Source organism: Sphaerisporangium sp. NPDC049003 (genome assembly GCF_043197795.1).
Classification (GTDB): Bacteria; Actinomycetota; Actinomycetes; order Streptosporangiales; family Streptosporangiaceae; genus Sphaerisporangium.
Map to the genome: position 1 here is coordinate 61,335 of NZ_JBICTU010000030.1, position 15,473 is coordinate 76,807.

At 72.4% G+C, this 15,473-nt stretch carries 17 protein-coding genes; 8 read left to right on the forward strand and 9 right to left on the reverse strand.

The window, feature by feature from the left end:
* Positions 1–10: 10 nt before the first annotated feature.
* Positions 11–1,378: a metallopeptidase TldD-related protein gene (locus tag ACGFIV_RS29245; RefSeq protein ID WP_392838246.1), complete on the reverse strand. Its 1,368-nt coding sequence runs from the start codon at positions 1,376–1,378 to the stop codon at positions 11–13.
* Complete coding sequence (locus tag ACGFIV_RS29250; RefSeq protein ID WP_392838247.1) at positions 1,375–2,874, reverse strand: TldD/PmbA family protein; 1,500 nt, start codon at positions 2,872–2,874, stop codon at positions 1,375–1,377. Before ACGFIV_RS29250 ends, ACGFIV_RS29245 begins: the two co-directional genes overlap by 4 nt.
* A gap of 76 nt (positions 2,875–2,950) precedes the next feature.
* Here ACGFIV_RS29250 and fabG point away from each other — a divergent pair, with 76 nt between their 5' ends.
* Entirely contained in the window at positions 2,951–3,655 is a 705-nt protein-coding gene (fabG, locus tag ACGFIV_RS29255; protein ID WP_358553869.1) for a 3-oxoacyl-ACP reductase FabG, read from the forward strand.
* Between the two features lies 1 nt (position 3,656).
* Positions 3,657–4,421: an enoyl-ACP reductase FabI gene (fabI, locus tag ACGFIV_RS29260; protein ID WP_358553866.1), complete on the forward strand. Its 765-nt coding sequence runs from the start codon at positions 3,657–3,659 to the stop codon at positions 4,419–4,421.
* Positions 4,422–4,442: 21 nt separating this feature from the next.
* Here fabI and ACGFIV_RS29265 read toward each other — a convergent pair whose 3' ends face one another.
* Together ACGFIV_RS29265 and ACGFIV_RS29270 are read right to left on the reverse strand one after the other, a co-directional pair.
* Complete coding sequence (locus ACGFIV_RS29265) at positions 4,443–5,396, reverse strand: hypothetical protein (protein ID WP_358553863.1); 954 nt, start codon at positions 5,394–5,396, stop codon at positions 4,443–4,445.
* 169 nt (positions 5,397–5,565) lie between these two features.
* Positions 5,566–6,510: an aldo/keto reductase gene (locus tag ACGFIV_RS29270; protein WP_358553860.1), complete on the reverse strand. Its 945-nt coding sequence runs from the start codon at positions 6,508–6,510 to the stop codon at positions 5,566–5,568.
* A 189-nt stretch (positions 6,511–6,699) separates the two neighbouring features.
* Between ACGFIV_RS29270 and ACGFIV_RS29275 the strand changes: the two genes are divergently transcribed.
* From ACGFIV_RS29275 to ACGFIV_RS29295, 5 genes are all read left to right on the forward strand, one after another.
* Positions 6,700–7,521 (forward strand): undecaprenyl-diphosphate phosphatase, encoded by an 822-nt coding sequence (locus ACGFIV_RS29275; protein WP_358553857.1) that lies wholly within the window; start codon positions 6,700–6,702, stop codon positions 7,519–7,521.
* 10 nt (positions 7,522–7,531) lie between these two features.
* Positions 7,532–8,245, forward strand: a complete 714-nt coding sequence (locus tag ACGFIV_RS29280) for a histidine phosphatase family protein (RefSeq protein ID WP_358553854.1) — start codon at positions 7,532–7,534, stop codon at positions 8,243–8,245.
* Between the two features lie 9 nt (positions 8,246–8,254).
* Entirely contained in the window at positions 8,255–8,818 is a 564-nt protein-coding gene (locus tag ACGFIV_RS29285; RefSeq protein WP_392838248.1) for a DUF3090 domain-containing protein, read from the forward strand.
* Entirely contained in the window at positions 8,815–9,579 is a 765-nt protein-coding gene (locus tag ACGFIV_RS29290; RefSeq protein WP_392838249.1) for an SCO1664 family protein, read from the forward strand. The genes ACGFIV_RS29285 and ACGFIV_RS29290 overlap by 4 nt, the downstream gene beginning before the upstream one ends.
* A 74-nt stretch (positions 9,580–9,653) precedes the next feature.
* Positions 9,654–10,427 (forward strand): NRDE family protein, encoded by a 774-nt coding sequence (locus ACGFIV_RS29295; protein WP_358561947.1) that lies wholly within the window; start codon positions 9,654–9,656, stop codon positions 10,425–10,427.
* 6 nt (positions 10,428–10,433) lie between these two features.
* Here ACGFIV_RS29295 and ACGFIV_RS29300 read toward each other — a convergent pair whose 3' ends face one another.
* A complete protein-coding gene (locus ACGFIV_RS29300) occupies positions 10,434–12,026 on the reverse strand; it encodes a serine/threonine protein kinase (protein ID WP_392838250.1) in 1,593 nt (530 codons plus the stop codon).
* A gap of 180 nt (positions 12,027–12,206) precedes the next feature.
* Between ACGFIV_RS29300 and mshC the strand changes: the two genes are divergently transcribed.
* The gene (gene mshC, locus ACGFIV_RS29305) at positions 12,207–13,430 is read left to right on the forward strand and encodes a cysteine--1-D-myo-inosityl 2-amino-2-deoxy-alpha-D-glucopyranoside ligase (RefSeq protein ID WP_392838251.1); all 1,224 of its coding nucleotides are present in this window, start codon (positions 12,207–12,209) and stop codon (positions 13,428–13,430) included.
* 24 nt (positions 13,431–13,454) lie between these two features.
* On the opposite strand, the gene ACGFIV_RS29310 is transcribed toward mshC, so the two are convergent.
* From ACGFIV_RS29310 to ACGFIV_RS29325, 4 genes are all read right to left on the reverse strand, one after another.
* Entirely contained in the window at positions 13,455–13,775 is a 321-nt protein-coding gene (locus ACGFIV_RS29310) for a gas vesicle protein K (RefSeq protein ID WP_358561510.1), read from the reverse strand.
* Positions 13,776–13,935: 160 nt separating this feature from the next.
* Positions 13,936–14,181, reverse strand: a complete 246-nt coding sequence (locus ACGFIV_RS29315; RefSeq protein WP_392838252.1) for a gas vesicle protein — start codon at positions 14,179–14,181, stop codon at positions 13,936–13,938.
* The gene (locus ACGFIV_RS29320) at positions 14,171–15,046 is read right to left on the reverse strand and encodes a GvpL/GvpF family gas vesicle protein (protein ID WP_358561516.1); all 876 of its coding nucleotides are present in this window, start codon (positions 15,044–15,046) and stop codon (positions 14,171–14,173) included. Before ACGFIV_RS29320 ends, ACGFIV_RS29315 begins: the two co-directional genes overlap by 11 nt.
* Entirely contained in the window at positions 15,039–15,473 is a 435-nt protein-coding gene (locus ACGFIV_RS29325) for a gas vesicle protein (RefSeq protein ID WP_358561519.1), read from the reverse strand. Before ACGFIV_RS29325 ends, ACGFIV_RS29320 begins: the two co-directional genes overlap by 8 nt.

Here is a 15,473-nt window from a genome sequence, read left to right on the forward strand (position 1 = left end):
GGGGACCGCCTCAGTTGGCCTGGCTGACCGTCGACATGTTGAAGTCGGGCACGCGGACGGCCGGCATGATCGTGCGGGTGAAGTAGTCGTTCCACTCGCGGGGCAGCGTCTGGCCCTCCCGGCCGATCTCGGTGAGCCGGCCCATCAAGTCGACCGGGCTCTCGTTGAACCGGAAGTTGTTGACCTCGCCCACCACCTCGCCGTTCTCGACCAGGTAGACCCCGTCACGGGTCAGGCCGGTCAGCAGCAGCGACTGGGGGTCGACCTCGCGGATGTACCACAGGCAGGTGAGCAGCAGGCCGCGCTCGGTCGAGGCGACCATCTCGTCGAGCGAGCGCCCGCCCTCGGGACCCGACATGATCAGGTTGTCGATCTGCGGGGTGGCCGCGAGACCGGTCAGCTCGGCCGAGTAGCGGGTCTGGAGCAGCGCGGCCAGCGAGCCGTCGCGCACCCAGTCGGTCGCCGACAGCGGCAGCCCGTTGTCGAAGACCGAGCGCTCGCGGCTGCCCGCGTGGGTGATCACGAAGGGCGCGGCCTCGATGCCCGCGGCGGCCGGGTCGCTGCGGAGCCGGACGGGGGAGGCCGACAGCGACTCGCCCACCCGGGTACCGCCGCCCGGCTTGGAGAAGACGGTGCGGCCGTCGGCGGCGTCCCTGGCCCCCGCCGACCAGTAGAGGTAGATCATCAGGTCGGCCACCGCCGTGGGCGGGATCAGCGTCTCGTAGCGGCCCGCGGGCAGGGCGACGCGGCGCTTGGCCCAGTCGAGACGGCGCGCGAGCGTGTCGCCGAGGGAGGCGACGTCGACGTCGGCGAAGTCCCTGGTGGCCACGCCGGTCCAGGCGGAGCGGCTCATGTCGGGCGACTTGGCGTTGAGCTCCAGCCGGCCCGTCGGCTGGTCGTGCCGGAGCCGGAGCCCGGTGGAGGAGCCGAGGAACGTCGAGGTGAGGATGTGCTCGGCGAAGCCGTACAGCTTGCGGTTGGCGGTCTCGGCCACGCCGAACGCCTCGCCGAGCGCCGGGGCGAACTCGCCGAACACGCCGATCGAGGTGGACTCGGCCGGACGGTCCCAGTCGGGCGACTGGGACGCCGCGACCAGCGGCCGGGCGTCCTCGGCGGGCGGGGCCTCGTGCGAGGCCAGGTCGGCCGCCGTGACGACGTCGGCGAGCTGCTCGGGACGTACGGCCGAGCGCGAGACGACCCCGACGCCGCGGCCGGTGATCGAGATGACGGTTAGCTGGGACGAGCGCGCCACGCCGTTGGTGGTCAAGGTGTTGCCGGCGAAACGGAGGTTCGCCGTGGACCCCTCGTCGACGATCACGACGCAGTCGTCCGCCTTGCTGAGGGCAAGGGCACGCTCGACGGTCTCCTGAGGAGTCACTTTCCGCCCTCCTGAACAGTGTTGAGGATCTTGACTCCGCGGAACAGCGCGGTGGGGGCGCCATGGCTCACCGGCGCGACCTGGCCCGGCTGGCCCTTGCCGCAGTCGAACGCGCCGCCGAGCACGTACGTCTGCGGGCCGCCGACCGCATCCATGGACCGCCAGAAGTCGGTGGTGGTCGCCTGGTAGGCGACGTCGCGCACCTGCCCGGTCAGCCGCCCGTTCTCGATGCGGTAGAACCTCTGGCCGGTGAACTGGAAGTTGTATCTCTGCATGTCGATGGACCAGCTCTTGTCGCCCATGACGTACAGGCCGCGCTCGACGCCGGAGATGAGCCCGTCGGTCGAGGGGCCGTCGATCGCGGGCTGAAGCGAGACGTTGGCCATGCGCTGGATCGCGACGTGCCCGGGGGAGTCGGCGAACGCGCACCCGTTGGAGGCGCCGAGGCCCTTCAGCAGCGCCATGCGGCGGTCGAGCTGGTAGCCCACCAGCCGCCCGCCGCGCACGATGTCGAACTGCCGCGTCGCCACGCCCTCGTCGTCGTAGCCCACCGAGGCCAGGCCGTGCTCGGCCGTGCGGTCACCGGTGACGTTCATGATCGGCGAGCCGTACTCCAGGGTGCCGAGCTTGTCGAAGGTGGCGAAGCTCGTGCCGGCGTAGGCCGCCTCGTAGCCGAGCGCGCGGTCGAGCTCGGTGGCGTGCCCGATCGACTCGTGGATGGTCAGCCACAGGTTGGAGGGGTGGATGACCAGGTCGTAGGTGCCCGGCTGGACGGAGGGGGCCTTGAGCTTCTCCTCCAGCAGCTCGGGCAGGGTGGCGAGCTCGGCGGGGAAGTCCCAGCCGGTGCCGGTGAGGTACTCATAGCCCCGGCCCACGGGAGGGGCGAGCGTGCGCATGTCGTCGAAGCGCCCGTCGGCGGCCCGCATCACCGTGAGCACCGGGTGGACCCTGACCCGCTGCTGGGTGGCCTCGGTGCCGGCGGTGTCAGCGTAGAACTTCTGCTCCTTGACCTGCATGAGCGAGGCGGAGACGTGGTCGACCCTGGGATCCTTCAGCAGGCCGGCGGACCAGTCGCCCAGCAGGCCGGACTTGTCCTTCATGGCCACGGTGAAGGGGTCGACGTCGTAGGACGACACCCAGGTGACGCCCGCGTGGACCGGCTCGGGGGCCAGCTCCACGGGCTCGCGGTTCACCGCGGCGGCGATCTTGGCCACCTCGACGGCCTGCTCGGCGACCGCCGCGGCGGCCTCGGGCGTCAGCTCGATGCCCGCCGCGAAACCCCAGGTGCCGCCGCGGATGACCCGCACGCAGTACCCCAGGTCGTCGGCGTCCATGGAGCCTTCGAGGCGCGCGTCGAAGAGGCTCAGCGTCTCGCCGCGCACCCGTTCGAGCCGGAAATCGGCGTGCTCGGCGCCCAGCTCACGGGCACGTTCCAGGGCCGCGTCCGCCAGCCGCCGCAGCGGCAGGGCGAGAAAGTCGGGATCGATCTGGCGCATGTCCACGATCCTAGCCCTGTGATCTTGTACGGCGCGGATAAGGGTTTACCTGTGAGTACGCGATAGCGTCGTTGCCATGGCTCGTTCAGTACTCGTAACCGGTGGAAACCGCGGCATCGGCCTCTCGATCGCCCGTGAGCTGGCCGCGGCCGGCGACGCCGTCGCCGTCACCTACCGCTCGGGAGAGCCCCCCGAGGGGCTCTTCGGCGTGCGGTGCGACGTCACCAGCTCAGAAGACGTGGATGTCGCTTTCTCCAAGGCGGAGGCCGAGCACGGGCCCGTCGAGGTCGTCGTGGCGAACGCCGGCATCACCAGGGACACCCTGCTGCCGCTGATGAAGGAAGAGGCCTTCACCGACGTCATCGACACCAACCTCACCGGCGCCTACCGCGTCGCCAAGCGGGCGACCCGCGGCATGCTGAGGATGCGGCGCGGGCGCATCGTCCTCATCTCCTCCGTCGTCGGCATGCTCGGCTCGGCCGGCCAGACCAACTACGCCGCCTCCAAGGCCGGCATGATCGGCTTCGCCCGGTCGCTGGCCCGCGAGCTGGGCTCGCGCGGCATCACCGTGAACGTGGTGGCCCCCGGCTTCGTCGAGACCGACATGACGGCCGCGCTCGAACCCGAGCAGCAGCAGGCCATCCTCAAGAACATCCCGCTCGGCCGTGCCGCCAGCGGGGCCGACATCGCGCGGGCGGTCAAGTTCCTGGCGAGCGACGACGCCGCCTACATCACCGGGGCGGTCGTCCCGGTCGACGGCGGCCTTGGAATGGGGCACTGACATGGGAATTCTCGACGGCAAGCGGCTTTTGGTCAGCGGCGTGCTCACCGACGCCTCGATCGCGTTCTCGGTGGCCAGGCTGGCCCAGGAGCAGGGCGCCCAGATCGTGCTCACCGGCTTCGGGCGCATGAGCCTGGTCGAGCGCATCGCCAAGCGGCTTCCCGAGACGCCGCCGGTGATCGAGCTCGACGTGCAGAACACCGACCACCTCGACACCCTCGCCGACCGCGTCGGCGAGCATCTCGACGGGCTCGACGGCGTGGTCCACGCGATCGCCTTCGCCCCGCAGACGGCACTCGGCGGCAACTTCCTCAACACGAGCTGGGAGGACGTCGCCACGGCCGTCCAGGTCTCGACCTTCTCGTTCAAGTCGCTGGCGGTCGCCTGCCTGCCGCTGATGAAGGAGGGCGGCGCCGTCGTCGGGCTCGACTTCGACGCCTCCAAGGCCTGGCCGGTGTACGACTGGATGGGCGTCGCCAAGGCGGGCCTGGAGTCCTGCTCGCGCTACCTCGCCCGCGACCTCGGCAAGCACGGCATCCGGGTCAACCTCGTGTCGGCGGGCCCGCTGCGCACGATGGCCGCCAAGAGCATCCCCGGGTTCAAGGAGTTCGAGGAGAGCTGGCCGGCCAAGGCTCCGCTCGGGTGGGACCTCTCCGACACGGGGCCCGCCGCGAAGGCGTGCGTGGCGCTGCTGTCCGACTGGTTCCCGGCCACGACGGGCGAGATCGTGCACGTCGACGGCGGCGTCCACGCCATGGGGGCCTGACGCTCCGCTGCGGAGCCCCGGTCAGGCCAGGCGCTGCCGTCCCGGGTCGGGGCGGCGCAGGCCCTCGAACGGCATCGACCGCGGTTCGGCCTCGATCCTGCGGGCCTGCACGATGCGGGTCGCCAGAATCGCCGAGGCCAGCAGCGCCGCCGTCAGCGCGGTGCCCACCACGTCGTACGGCCTGCTCGGCACGAGCTTTCGCGCGTCCAGGCGGCCGGTCAGCGACGGGAGGGGCTGGCCCGGCCACAGGGGCATGAGCGGCGGCGACTCGACGTCGGCCGAGGGCGGCGCCGACGGCGGGCCGGAGGGGCCGGCATGATCCACCGCTCCATCCGGCTCCGTGCCGCCCGTGAGCGTGCCCTGCCCGGGGAAGGCCGGCGCGGACGGCGGCGAGGCCTGCTGTCGCGGAGCGGGCGGTGGGGCCGGAGCGGCGGGGGCGTTGGTGGGAGTGGAACGGTCCCGCCCGGCGGGCGCCCGGGGGGCCGGCGAGGCCTCCTGCCCGCAGTCGGGCGGCGAGACCACCGGCAGGCACCCGGTGCCGACCTCGACGCCGAGCAGGTTCCCGGCCGGGGCCTCGCTCGGCTCGGCGACCGGCTCCGGCGTGGCCGAGGGCGGTCCGGGGGTGGGGGAGACGGTGGCCGGAGGGTCGAGGGTGGCACCGAGGATCTTGTCCGCCGTCTTCGTGACCGCGTCGGTGAGCGGCTTCAGCGGGTCGTTCGTGAGGCCGTCCAGGGTGCTGGTGACCGGCGCCGCCTTGTCGCCCGTGAGGTCGTCCACCGTGCCGGTGACCCCGCCTACGAGGTCGCAGACCTGGCCGGTGAGGCTCGACAGCGGGTCGGACCCCCTGCCGCAGTCGGTCGCGCGCAGCGAGGGCGGCGAGAACGCCGTGGCGGGTGCCGCCACCAGCAGCACCGTCCCCCCGCTCAGCGCGAGCGTCAGCGCTCCCACCGAGATGGCGGTCGTGCCCTTACGCATGGTTCCCCTCCATCGTCATCCACACGCGCGGCGGAGGTGCGGGCTCCCCTCCCGCCGCCTCCCCGACCATCGTGTGCCAACACGCCGGTCTTTCCACGAAAAGATGCGATTCGGTACCTAGTAGTGATACGCGAGCGAGATTCCTGTTCGGTCGATCGCGAGGTCCGTGCTAGTCGGCCGACACGTCGTCCAGGGCCTCTCGTATCTCCATGGGCAACGTCAGCTCCTCGGCCTGCAGCACGCCCTTGAGCTGGGCGTGGGTGCGCGCTCCCACGATGGCGGCGGCCACGCCCGGCTGGTCGCGTACCCAGGACAGGGCCACCGCGAGAGGGGACACCCCGAGCCCCTCGGCGGCCGTGGTCACCGACTCGACGACCCGGCGGGAGCGCTCGTCGAGATAGGGCTGGACGAAGTCGGCGAAATGCGGCGTGGCTGCCCGTGAGTCGGCGGGGATGCCCACACGGTACTTGCCGGTGAGCACGCCGCGGCCGAGCGGCGACCAGGCGAGCACTCCGGCGCCGACGTGCTCGGCGGCGGCCAGGACCTCGCGCTCGGCGTCCCTGGCGAGCAGAGAGTACTCGACCTGGGCGGACACGATCGGCGTGCGCCCGGGGACCGCCCGCTGCCACACGCCCGCCGCGGCGAGCTGCCATCCGGCGTAGTTGCACACCCCGGCGTACACCGTGCGGCCGGAGGACACGGCGGTGTCGACGGCCGCCAGCGTCTCCTCCAGGGGCACCTCGGGATCGAAGGCGTGCAGCTGCCACAGGTCGACCTCCTCGACGCCCAGCCTGGCGAGGGAGGCGTCGAGCGCGGAGATGAGGGCGCGCCGGGAGGCGTTCCTCGAACGGGGCCCGTGCGGCGTGAGGACGGCCTTGGTGGCGACGACCATCTCCGAGCGCGGCACGGAGTCGCGCAGCAGGCGCCCGAGCAGCCGCTCGGCGTCGCCGCCGGCGTAGACATCTGCGGTGTCGACCAGGGTGCCCCCGGCTTCGGCGAACGCGACGAGCTGCGCGGCGGCCTCCTCCGCGCCGGTGTCACGCCCCCAGGTCATGGTGCCCAGCCCCACCCGTGACACCGATAGACCGCTACGACCGACCAATCGCTGATCCATGATCCGGCCAGGTTACCGCGTTGGAACGTCTCACTTCCCTTGATGGCGAAGGACGCGCCTTCGCCGGTCGGACCTCACGGAACGTTCACTTCCTCATCACCTTCCCGGCATTACTTCACCGGTTCCTCGCCGGGTCATCACCCGCCATGCCGTCCCCGGCGCCGGGGCTGCCCTAGGCTGGCGCGCACTATGGACGCACTGCAAGCGATCGTGCTCGGCATCGTGCAGGGGTTGACCGAGTTCCTGCCGATCTCCAGCTCCGCTCATCTGCTCATCGTTCCCCGGCTGTTCGGCTGGTCCGACCCGGGCGCCGCCTTCACCGCGGTGATCCAGCTAGGCACCATGCTCGCCGTGGTCATCTACTTCTGGCGTGACATCGTGCGCATCGTCTGGACCTGGCTGCGCAGCCTGTGGACCCCCGAGCTACGCGACGACATGGACGCCCGCATGGGGTGGTACATCGGGCTCGGCACGGTCCCGCTGGGCCTGCTCGGCGTGGTCTTCAAGGACCAGATCGAGGGCCCGGCGCGCAACCTGTGGATCAACGCCACCGTGCTGATCGTGTTCGGCCTGCTCCTGCTGCTGGCCGAGCAGCTCGGGCGGCAGCGCACCGCCATCCACGACCTGACGCTGAAGGACGGGCTCATCATCGGCGGCTTCCAGGCGCTCGCCCTGGTGCCCGGCGCGTCCCGTTCCGGCTCGACCATCACCGGCGGGCTGTTCCTGGGCTTCACCCGCGAGGCGGCGGCCCGGTACTCGTTCCTGCTGTCGATCCCCGCCGTCGTGCTGTCGGGGCTGTTCGAGCTGAAGGACGTCGGAGCGGGCGGCGGCCCCGACCTCGTGCCGACCCTGATCGCCACCGTCGTGTCCTTCGTCGTCGGATACGCCTCGATCGCATGGTTGCTGCGGTACATCACCAAACATTCGATGATGGTTTTTGTCACCTATCGTGTCTTCATCGGCGCTTTCTTGCTGACACTGTTGTCTCTAGGGGTGATCACAGCCCAATAGGGTTGCCTTTGTGACCACATTGCTTCTGGTGCGGCACGGTCTGACGCACATGACCGGGCCGGTGCTCGCCGGGTGGACCCCAGGGGTCCATCTGAGCGAGCGAGGCAGCGCCCAGGCCGAGGCCCTCGCGGCCCGGCTGGCCCCCCTGCGCCTCGACGCGATCGTGTCCAGCCCTCTCGAACGCTGCCAGGAGACCGCCCAGGCGGTCCTCCGGGGACGCGAAGGCCTCAAGGTCGAGAGCGACGACCGGTTCGGCGAGTGCGGATACGGCGAATGGACCGGGCGCCCGCTGAAGGAGCTGGCCGAGGAGCCCCTGTGGCGGGTGGTGCAGCAGCATCCGAGCGCGGTGGTCTTCCCCGGTGGCGAGTCGCTGGCGGGCGTGCAGCGCCGCGCCGTCGCGGCCGTACGGCACTGGAACGCCAAGCTCGGCGACGACGCGGTCTACCTGGTGTGCAGCCACGGAGACGTGATCAAGGCGATCGTGGCGGACGCGATGGGCGTCCACCTCGACCAGTTCCAGCGCATCACGGCCGATCCCGCGTCCCTCACGGCGATCCGCTACACGACGCTGCGGCCGTTCGTCCTGCGGGTCAACGATGTGGGCGGCGGGGTGGAGAATCTCCTACCCCCCGCGCCACGGCCTGAGGGTTCGGAGCAGCAAGACGGGGGAGAAAGTTCCACCGAGAGCGACGCCGCTGTCGGCGGCGGAGCCGGGACCACGTAAGGTCGGGCTATGCCGGTCTTCGACTACGATCCGCCAGACAGGTTCGTGGCCGGTGCCGTTGGGCAACCGGGATCACGCGCCTTCTTTCTGCAGGCCCGTGCTCAGGGGCGGATGACGACGGTGGGCCTGGAGAAGTTCCAGGTCGCGGTACTGGCCGATCGGCTCGACGAGCTGCTCGACGAGGTGCTGCGCCGCAGCGGAGGCACCGCCCCGGTGCCCGCCATGGCCCCGGTGGAGCTCGCCGACAAGGCACCCCTCGACCTTCCGATCGACGAGGATTTCAGGGTGGGCACCATGGCCCTCGCCTGGGATCCCGACACCTCGCAGGTGGTCATCGAGGCGCAGGAGGTCTCCGCGGACGACGAGGAGGAGGAGCCCGTCATCGACGACGACCGGCCCGACTCCGCCGTCCTGCGGGTGCACATCAGCGCCGCCGCCGCCCGCGCGTTCACCCAGCGGGCGCTGGAGATCGTCGCGGCCGGACGGCCGCCGTGCCCGCTGTGCGGGCAGCCACTCGACGCGGAGGGACACATCTGCGTCCGCCTCAACGGCCACCGGGGGGACAGTACGTGAGTGCAGAGAGCGACCCCCGGCTCAGCAGCATCCCCGGTACGTCCGGACTGGACGACGTCACCGCCCTTCGCCTGCTGCGCGAGGGCACCATCGAGGTCGCCGGCAGGCTGGTCGAGGCGACCAACATGACGCTCTACTGCTCCATCCGCCTCGACGGCCTGGTCGCCGAGTGCGTCTACAAGCCGGTCAGGGGCGAGCGGCCGCTGTGGGACTTCCCGGACGGCACCCTCGCCGCGCGGGAGGTCGCCGCCTTCGAGGTGTCGGCGGCCACCGGCTGGCGCATCGTGCCGCCGAGCGTCTACCGCGACGGCCCTTTCGGCCCGGGCATGTGCCAGCTGTGGATCGACACCGATCCCGAGGCCGACCTCATGGCCCTGATCCGCAGCCGCGACCCCGTGCTGCGCCGCATGGCCATCTTCGACGCCGTGGTGAACAACGCCGACCGCAAGGGCGGCCACCTGCTGCCCCTGCCCGACGGGCACATCTACGGCGTCGACCACGGGGTCTGCTTCTCCGCAGAGGACAAGCTGCGCACCGTGCTGTGGCAGTGGCGCGGCAAGCCGCTCCCGCGCGAGGCGGTGAACGTCCTGGCCCGGCTGGAGCGCGAGATCGAGCGCGGCAGGCTGGGCCGCCGGCTGCGCGAGCTGCTGACCCTGCCGGAGGTGGAGGCCACGTGGGAACGCGTGCGCCGGCTGCTCGGCACCGGCATCCATCCGTATCCCTCCGACGACTGGCCCGCGATCCCCTGGCCGCCGATCTGACCCGCTGACCTCTCCATGCCGGAGGCGTACCCTGGGTGGGCTGTCCATCTCTACCGGCCTTGGAGGGAACGGGCGTGTGTACGGTGATCGTCGGTGTCGAGCCCGGTGCGGAGACGCCCGTGGTGCTCGCCGGAGTACGTGACGAGTTCGCGGCGCGGCCCTGGGAGCCGCCCGCGGCGCACTGGCCGGAGTTCCCCGGCCTGGTGGGCGGGCGCGACCTGTCGGCGGGCGGCACCTGGCTGGCCGTCGACCCCCTCGGCTCCCGCGTCGCCGCGCTGCTGAACGGGTGCGGCCCGCAGGCCGATCCGTCCGTACGCGGGTCCCGCGGCGACCTGCCGCTTCGAGCGGCCGCCGCCGGTGAGCTTCCCGGGGGAGACCTGTCCAGGTACGACCCCTTCCACCTGCTCGTCGCGGACCTCGACGGCGTGCGGCTCTGGAGCTGGGACGGGCGCGGCGTGACCGAGGACAAGCTCCCGGCGGGGGTGCACGTCATCGTCAACACCGGGTGGGACAGGGACGCCGCGGGTGCGCGGGCCGCCTACTTCCGGCCGCGTTTCGCCGCCGCCGGGCGTCCCTCGGCCTGGGCCACCGGCGACGGCTCACGGGACGCGCGGGAGGCACAGGAGGCATGGGGGGCCTGGCGCGGGCTCGCGTCCGGGGCGGGCCTTCCCCTCACCGATCCGAGGGCGCTGGTGGTCCGCGAGCAGTCGGCGGACGGGCGCGTGTGGGGCACGTCCTCGGTCACGCTGGTCGCCCTGGGCGCGGGCGCGCTGCGCTACGACTTCTGCCCGCGTCCGGACGACCCGGGCTCGTGGTACGAGGTCATGCGCCTGCCGGGCACCCCGTGAGCCCGGTCAGCACAGCACCCCGCCCCAGATGATCGTCACGGTCCTGTCGCCCCCGTTGGAGGTGAACCGGACCTTGGAGGTGCTGCAGTACGGCGTGCCGTACGCGGTGACGACGGCCGAGCCCCCCGCAGCGATCCGGCCCTTGGTCGAGCTGAGCACGCTGCCCTCGGTGATCGAGGCGCGCCAGTGCACGGCCGCCCCCGGCGCCTTGAGCCTGATGTTCACGTAGAGGACGTAGTCGGACTGGACCCGGACCTTTTTGGGCGTCACCGCCAGCACCGGCCTGGCGACCCGGGTCGTCGAGGCCTTCCAGCTCGGCTGGGGCTTCTCCGCCGCCTTGGAACCGCTCGCCGACGGCGAGGGCACCGGGGTCGGCTCGGGCGTGACCTCCGGCTCCGGGGTGGGCGCGAGGGCGAGGCCCAGCGTGGGGGCGAGCGCCGCCCCCGGAACCTCCCTGTTCGTGGAGCCTCCGGGCGCGGCGAACAGGGCCACGACGACGGCGGCCAGCAGGGTGAAGGCGGCCACGGCGAGGACGCGGTCGCGCCTGCGGCGGGTGAGGGCCTGCCTGTCCGGCGCCATGGCGGCGTCCGCCGGGAGCTCGCCGGGCCGCGGCGAGGGTTCCGGTCCCGCCGTCGGCTCCCGGGGCGCCGGGTCGCGGCGCGCGATCTCCGGGGGCCTCGGCCACATCGGCCGCGAGCTCAGCGGGATGGGCCCCTCGTACGACCGGGCCGGCGGGGCCGGCGGGGAGGCGGCGTACGCGGGCCACGCGGGGACGGCGGGAAGGCGAGGCGCGGGGGAAGACCCTTCGAGGTGGGCGAGCAGTTCCCGCGCGAAGGGCCGCCGGGTGGGGGCCTTTTCCAGGCAGGACTCGACGGCGCCGCGCAGCGCTCCGGACAGCGCGGCCAGATCCGGCATGCCGTTCAGGATGCGGTTGATCACCGCGGGGACCGAGTCCTGGCCGAAGGGGGCGCGCCCGGTGGCGGCGTAGACCATCGTGCCTGCCCACGCGAACATGTCGCTCTCGGGACCGGGGACCGTCCCCGCCAGGTGCTCGGGCGCGGTGAACGGCGAGGCGCCCGCGAGCCGGCCGGTCGCGGCCGGGCCGTCCAGGGCGCGCCCGACCCCGAAGTCGATCACGCGGGGCCCGTCGGGGCCCATCAGCACGCATCCGGGCCGGAAGCCGCCGTGCGCCGTGCCCGCCTCGTGGATGGCCGCGAGGGCCGCGAGGGTGGCGGCAGCCAGCTCGGCCATCTCGCTCTGAGGGCGGGGCCCCTGCCTCTCCACGACCTCCCACAGGGACGGGCCCTCGACGTACTGGCCGGCGTAGTACAGGCGGTGGTCGTGGATGCCGTAGGACAGGACGCGGGAGACGTGGGGATCGGTGACGCGCTGGGCCTGCCGGAGTTCGACGCCGAAGGCGCGCCGCACCTGCTCGTCGTCGGAGACCCTCCGGTGCAGGAGCTTCACCGCCACCCGCTCGCCCGACCCGCTCTCGGCGGCGTAGACGACCCCCTGGCCGCCCTCACCGATCCGCCCCGTCACCCGGTAGGAGGCGATCTTCGTGGGATCGGTGGGCCCCAGGGGCCTGAAAGCCGGCAAATGTGCTCTCCCTTGGCGTGTGATCCTGAGCGCCGGCCCCCGTACCACGGCGGCAAGATTCTGCCATGTTGGAACGTACCTAAGTACGGTTTTGTGTCATTGGCCACGGTGGACCCCTAGGCCCCAAATCGGACACCCCGGTGTGATCGCACCACCCCGTCGCCTGGATAGGCTCAGGGCATGCGATCGTGGTCCGCTCCGAACATCTCCCCCCTGCCCGGCGCCGGCCTTCCTCTCCGGCTTCACGACACCTCGGCACGGGAGATCAGGGAGACATCCCCGGGATCCGAGGCACGGATGTACGTGTGCGGCATCACGCCGTACGACGCGACCCACCTCGGGCACGCCAACACCTACCTGGCCTTCGACCTGGTGAACCGGGTGTGGCGGGACGCCGGCCACGCGGTGCACTTCACGCAGAACGCCACCGACGTGGACGATCCGCTCCTGGAGCGGGCGGAGCAGACGGGCGTCGACTGGCGCGACCTCGCCGAGAGGGAGATCGAGCTCTTCCGCACCGACATGGAGGCCCTGCGCGTCCTTCCCCCCGACGACTACGTGGGCGTCACCGAGGTCGTCGCCGAGGTCGCCGAGCTGATCGGGCGGCTCAAGGACAAGGGCGCCACTTACGAGGTCGACCGCGACGTCTACTTCTCGGTCGCCGCGGCCCCGAAGTTCGGCGCCGTCTCGGGATACTCAGAGGAGCAGATGCTGGAGCTGTTCGCCGAGCGCGGCGGCGACCCCGCGCGCGAGGGCAAGCGCCACCCGCTCGACTGGCTGCTGTGGCGGGCCGAGCGGCCCGGCGAGCCCTCGTGGCCGTCGGACTTCGGCCCCGGCAGGCCGGGCTGGCACGTCGAGTGCACCGCCATCGCGCTGAACCGCCTCGGCAGCGGGTTCGACGTGTCCGGCGGCGGCTCCGACCTGATCTTCCCCCACCACGAGATGGGCGCCAGCGAGGGGCACGTCGCCACGGGGGAGTGGCCCTTCGCCAAGGCGTACGTCCACGCGGGCATGGTCGCGCTCGACGGCGAGAAGATGTCGAAGTCCCGGGGCAACCTGGTGTTCGTCTCCCGGCTCCGCACCGAGCACGACCCCATGGCGGTGCGGCTGGCCCTGCTCGCACACCACTACCGCGCCGACTGGGAGTGGACCGCCGACCAGATCGGCACCGCGGCGGAGCGGCTGGCGCGCTGGCGCTCCGCCGTCGACCTGCCCGCCGGCCCGGACGCGGGGCCTGTTCTGCGGCAGGTCAGGGAGCGCATGGCCGACGACCTGGACACGCCCGGGGCGCTCGCGGCCGTCGACGCCTGGGCCGCCCGCGCGTCCGGCGGGGAGGGCGCCGATCCCGGCTCGCCCGCCCTGGTCCGCGCCGTCGCCGACACCCTTCTCGGAGTCGCGCTCTAGCTGTTCTAGCCTCACCGGGGCCGCTCAGTCGGTCGGGAGCAGCGTGCCCAGGGGGCCGAGGTCGAGGTTCAGCTCCGAGGGGGACAGGCCGAAGCGTTCGCACAGCTCGGTCATGGCCTCTTCCAGGCGCATCAGCGTCAGGCCGAGCGTCTCGATCTGGTCCTCCGACAGGTCGCCCTGGTCCATCCGGTGCACGCACTGGCGCTCCACGAGCTGCCGTACGAGCTCGACCAGGGTGAGGACCAGCCGGGTCAGGTCGCGCTCGACCGTTTCGGGGTCGGTCTCAAGGTGCCAGCGGCCCGAGCGGGACTCGGCCGCGGCGCCGGCCCCGGCGTCCTCGGGCACCCGCCGCACCCTGGCGGGCGCGGGGCCCGCCGGTACGCGGCGCGTCCTTTCTGGTGTGCGGTCTTCCGGTGTGCGGCGCGTTCCTTCGGGTGTGCGGTCTTCCGGTGTGCGGCGCGTTCCTTCGGGCGCGGGGCCTTCGGGGACGCGGCGGCCGGAGGGATCAGAGCGGAGACCGCTCATGCCGCACCCCCGTTTCGAGCGGTTCCGACGCCCGGACCGACATGATCAGGGCACGCAGAGAGATGCGCACGAGGTCGATGTCGGCGATGGACAGGACCAGGTCGCCGGTGATCACGACGCCTCCCGCCAGCAGCCGGTCGAGGAGGTCGACCAGGGCGACGCGCTCGGTGGGAAGCCGCCCCTCGGCCGCCAGCCGGGCGCCCCGCGGAGCGAGATCACGTGCCATCGCCCGCCCTCGCCTCCGTTCCCGGGCCGCCCGCCTCTGGGCCGCCTTCTGGGCCGTCCTCTGAGCCGCGTGCCTCCGCTTCCGGGTCGCCGGGGTCCAGTTGGGTGAAGGAGTACGGCGCCCAGGGGCCGGTGAGCTCGATCTCCACGCCGGGCCCGCGGAGCCCTGCCAGGGTGGCGGCGAACTCCTCGCTCAGGTGGTCGTCGACAAGGTAGGCGCCGTTCAGCAGCATCCAGTCGTCGCGGCCGGACAGCTGCGGATCCTGGGGCCGGTGGCGCCTGCTCGCGACCGAGACGGCCGCCAGGGCGGCGTGGATGTCCTCGGCGCGCCGGGCCGCGTCGCGCCAGGCGTCGTCCCGGCTGCGCAGGCTCTCCTTGCGGCGCCTGAGATAGTCGGTCCCGGGCTTCACGGGCGCCTCCGCCTCCTGGCCCGGCTCGGAAGGCCGAGGCTCGGCGGCCCGCTCCGCGTACGCCTTCACGCCCCACTCGCGCCGCCCGGCCACCTGCGACAGCACCGCCGTGAAGTCGTCGCGCCTGCGGCCCAGCATGTCGCGGACCTGGTCCTCGCCGCTGTACACGGTCACCAGCCGCACCGGGGCGGTCGGCGCCGACCCGGCCACGGCCTCCACGACGCGGTGGTGCGCGCGGGCCGTCTCGCCGACCCAGTCGAGATCCTCCAGCGAGCGGCGCAGCGGCCCCTCCCCGAACTCCTCCAGCGGCACGGTGCCCACGTACGCGACGAGGCCGGCGTGCGCCACCGTATGGACCGGCGTGCCCGCCACGCCCGTCAGGCCCGAAAGCGCGGCCGGATCCACACGGTCCTCCTCGCGGGTGACCGCGTACAGATACGTTCCCGTGTCAGCCACCGCGATCCTTCCGGTCGGCGGTCCGGTACGCCGTGTCGCGCTCGTAGTGCTCGTAGGGCTCGGCCCCGCGCGACCGCTCGATCGGCCGCGGAGCCGCCTCCTCGCCCTCCACGGCGGCGAGCCTGCGGCGCAGGGTGCGGTTCTCCTCGACCAGGTCGCGGTCCTTGGAGCTGAGCCACGGGTCGTGCTCCCACCAGTCGATGCCGAGCTCGCGCGCGGTGTCCACCGAGGCGATCAGCAGCCGCAGCTTGATCGTGAGCAGCTCGATGTCCAGGAGGTTCACGCGGATGTCGCCCACGATCACGATGCCCCGGTCGAGCACCCGCTCCAGGATGTCGCCGAGGTTGCCGCCGGAGTCGCGGGCCACGGGCGCGCGCGGGGCGTACGACTGGGGTGTCACGCGCGCGGAGCGCGTCGGATCGGACAT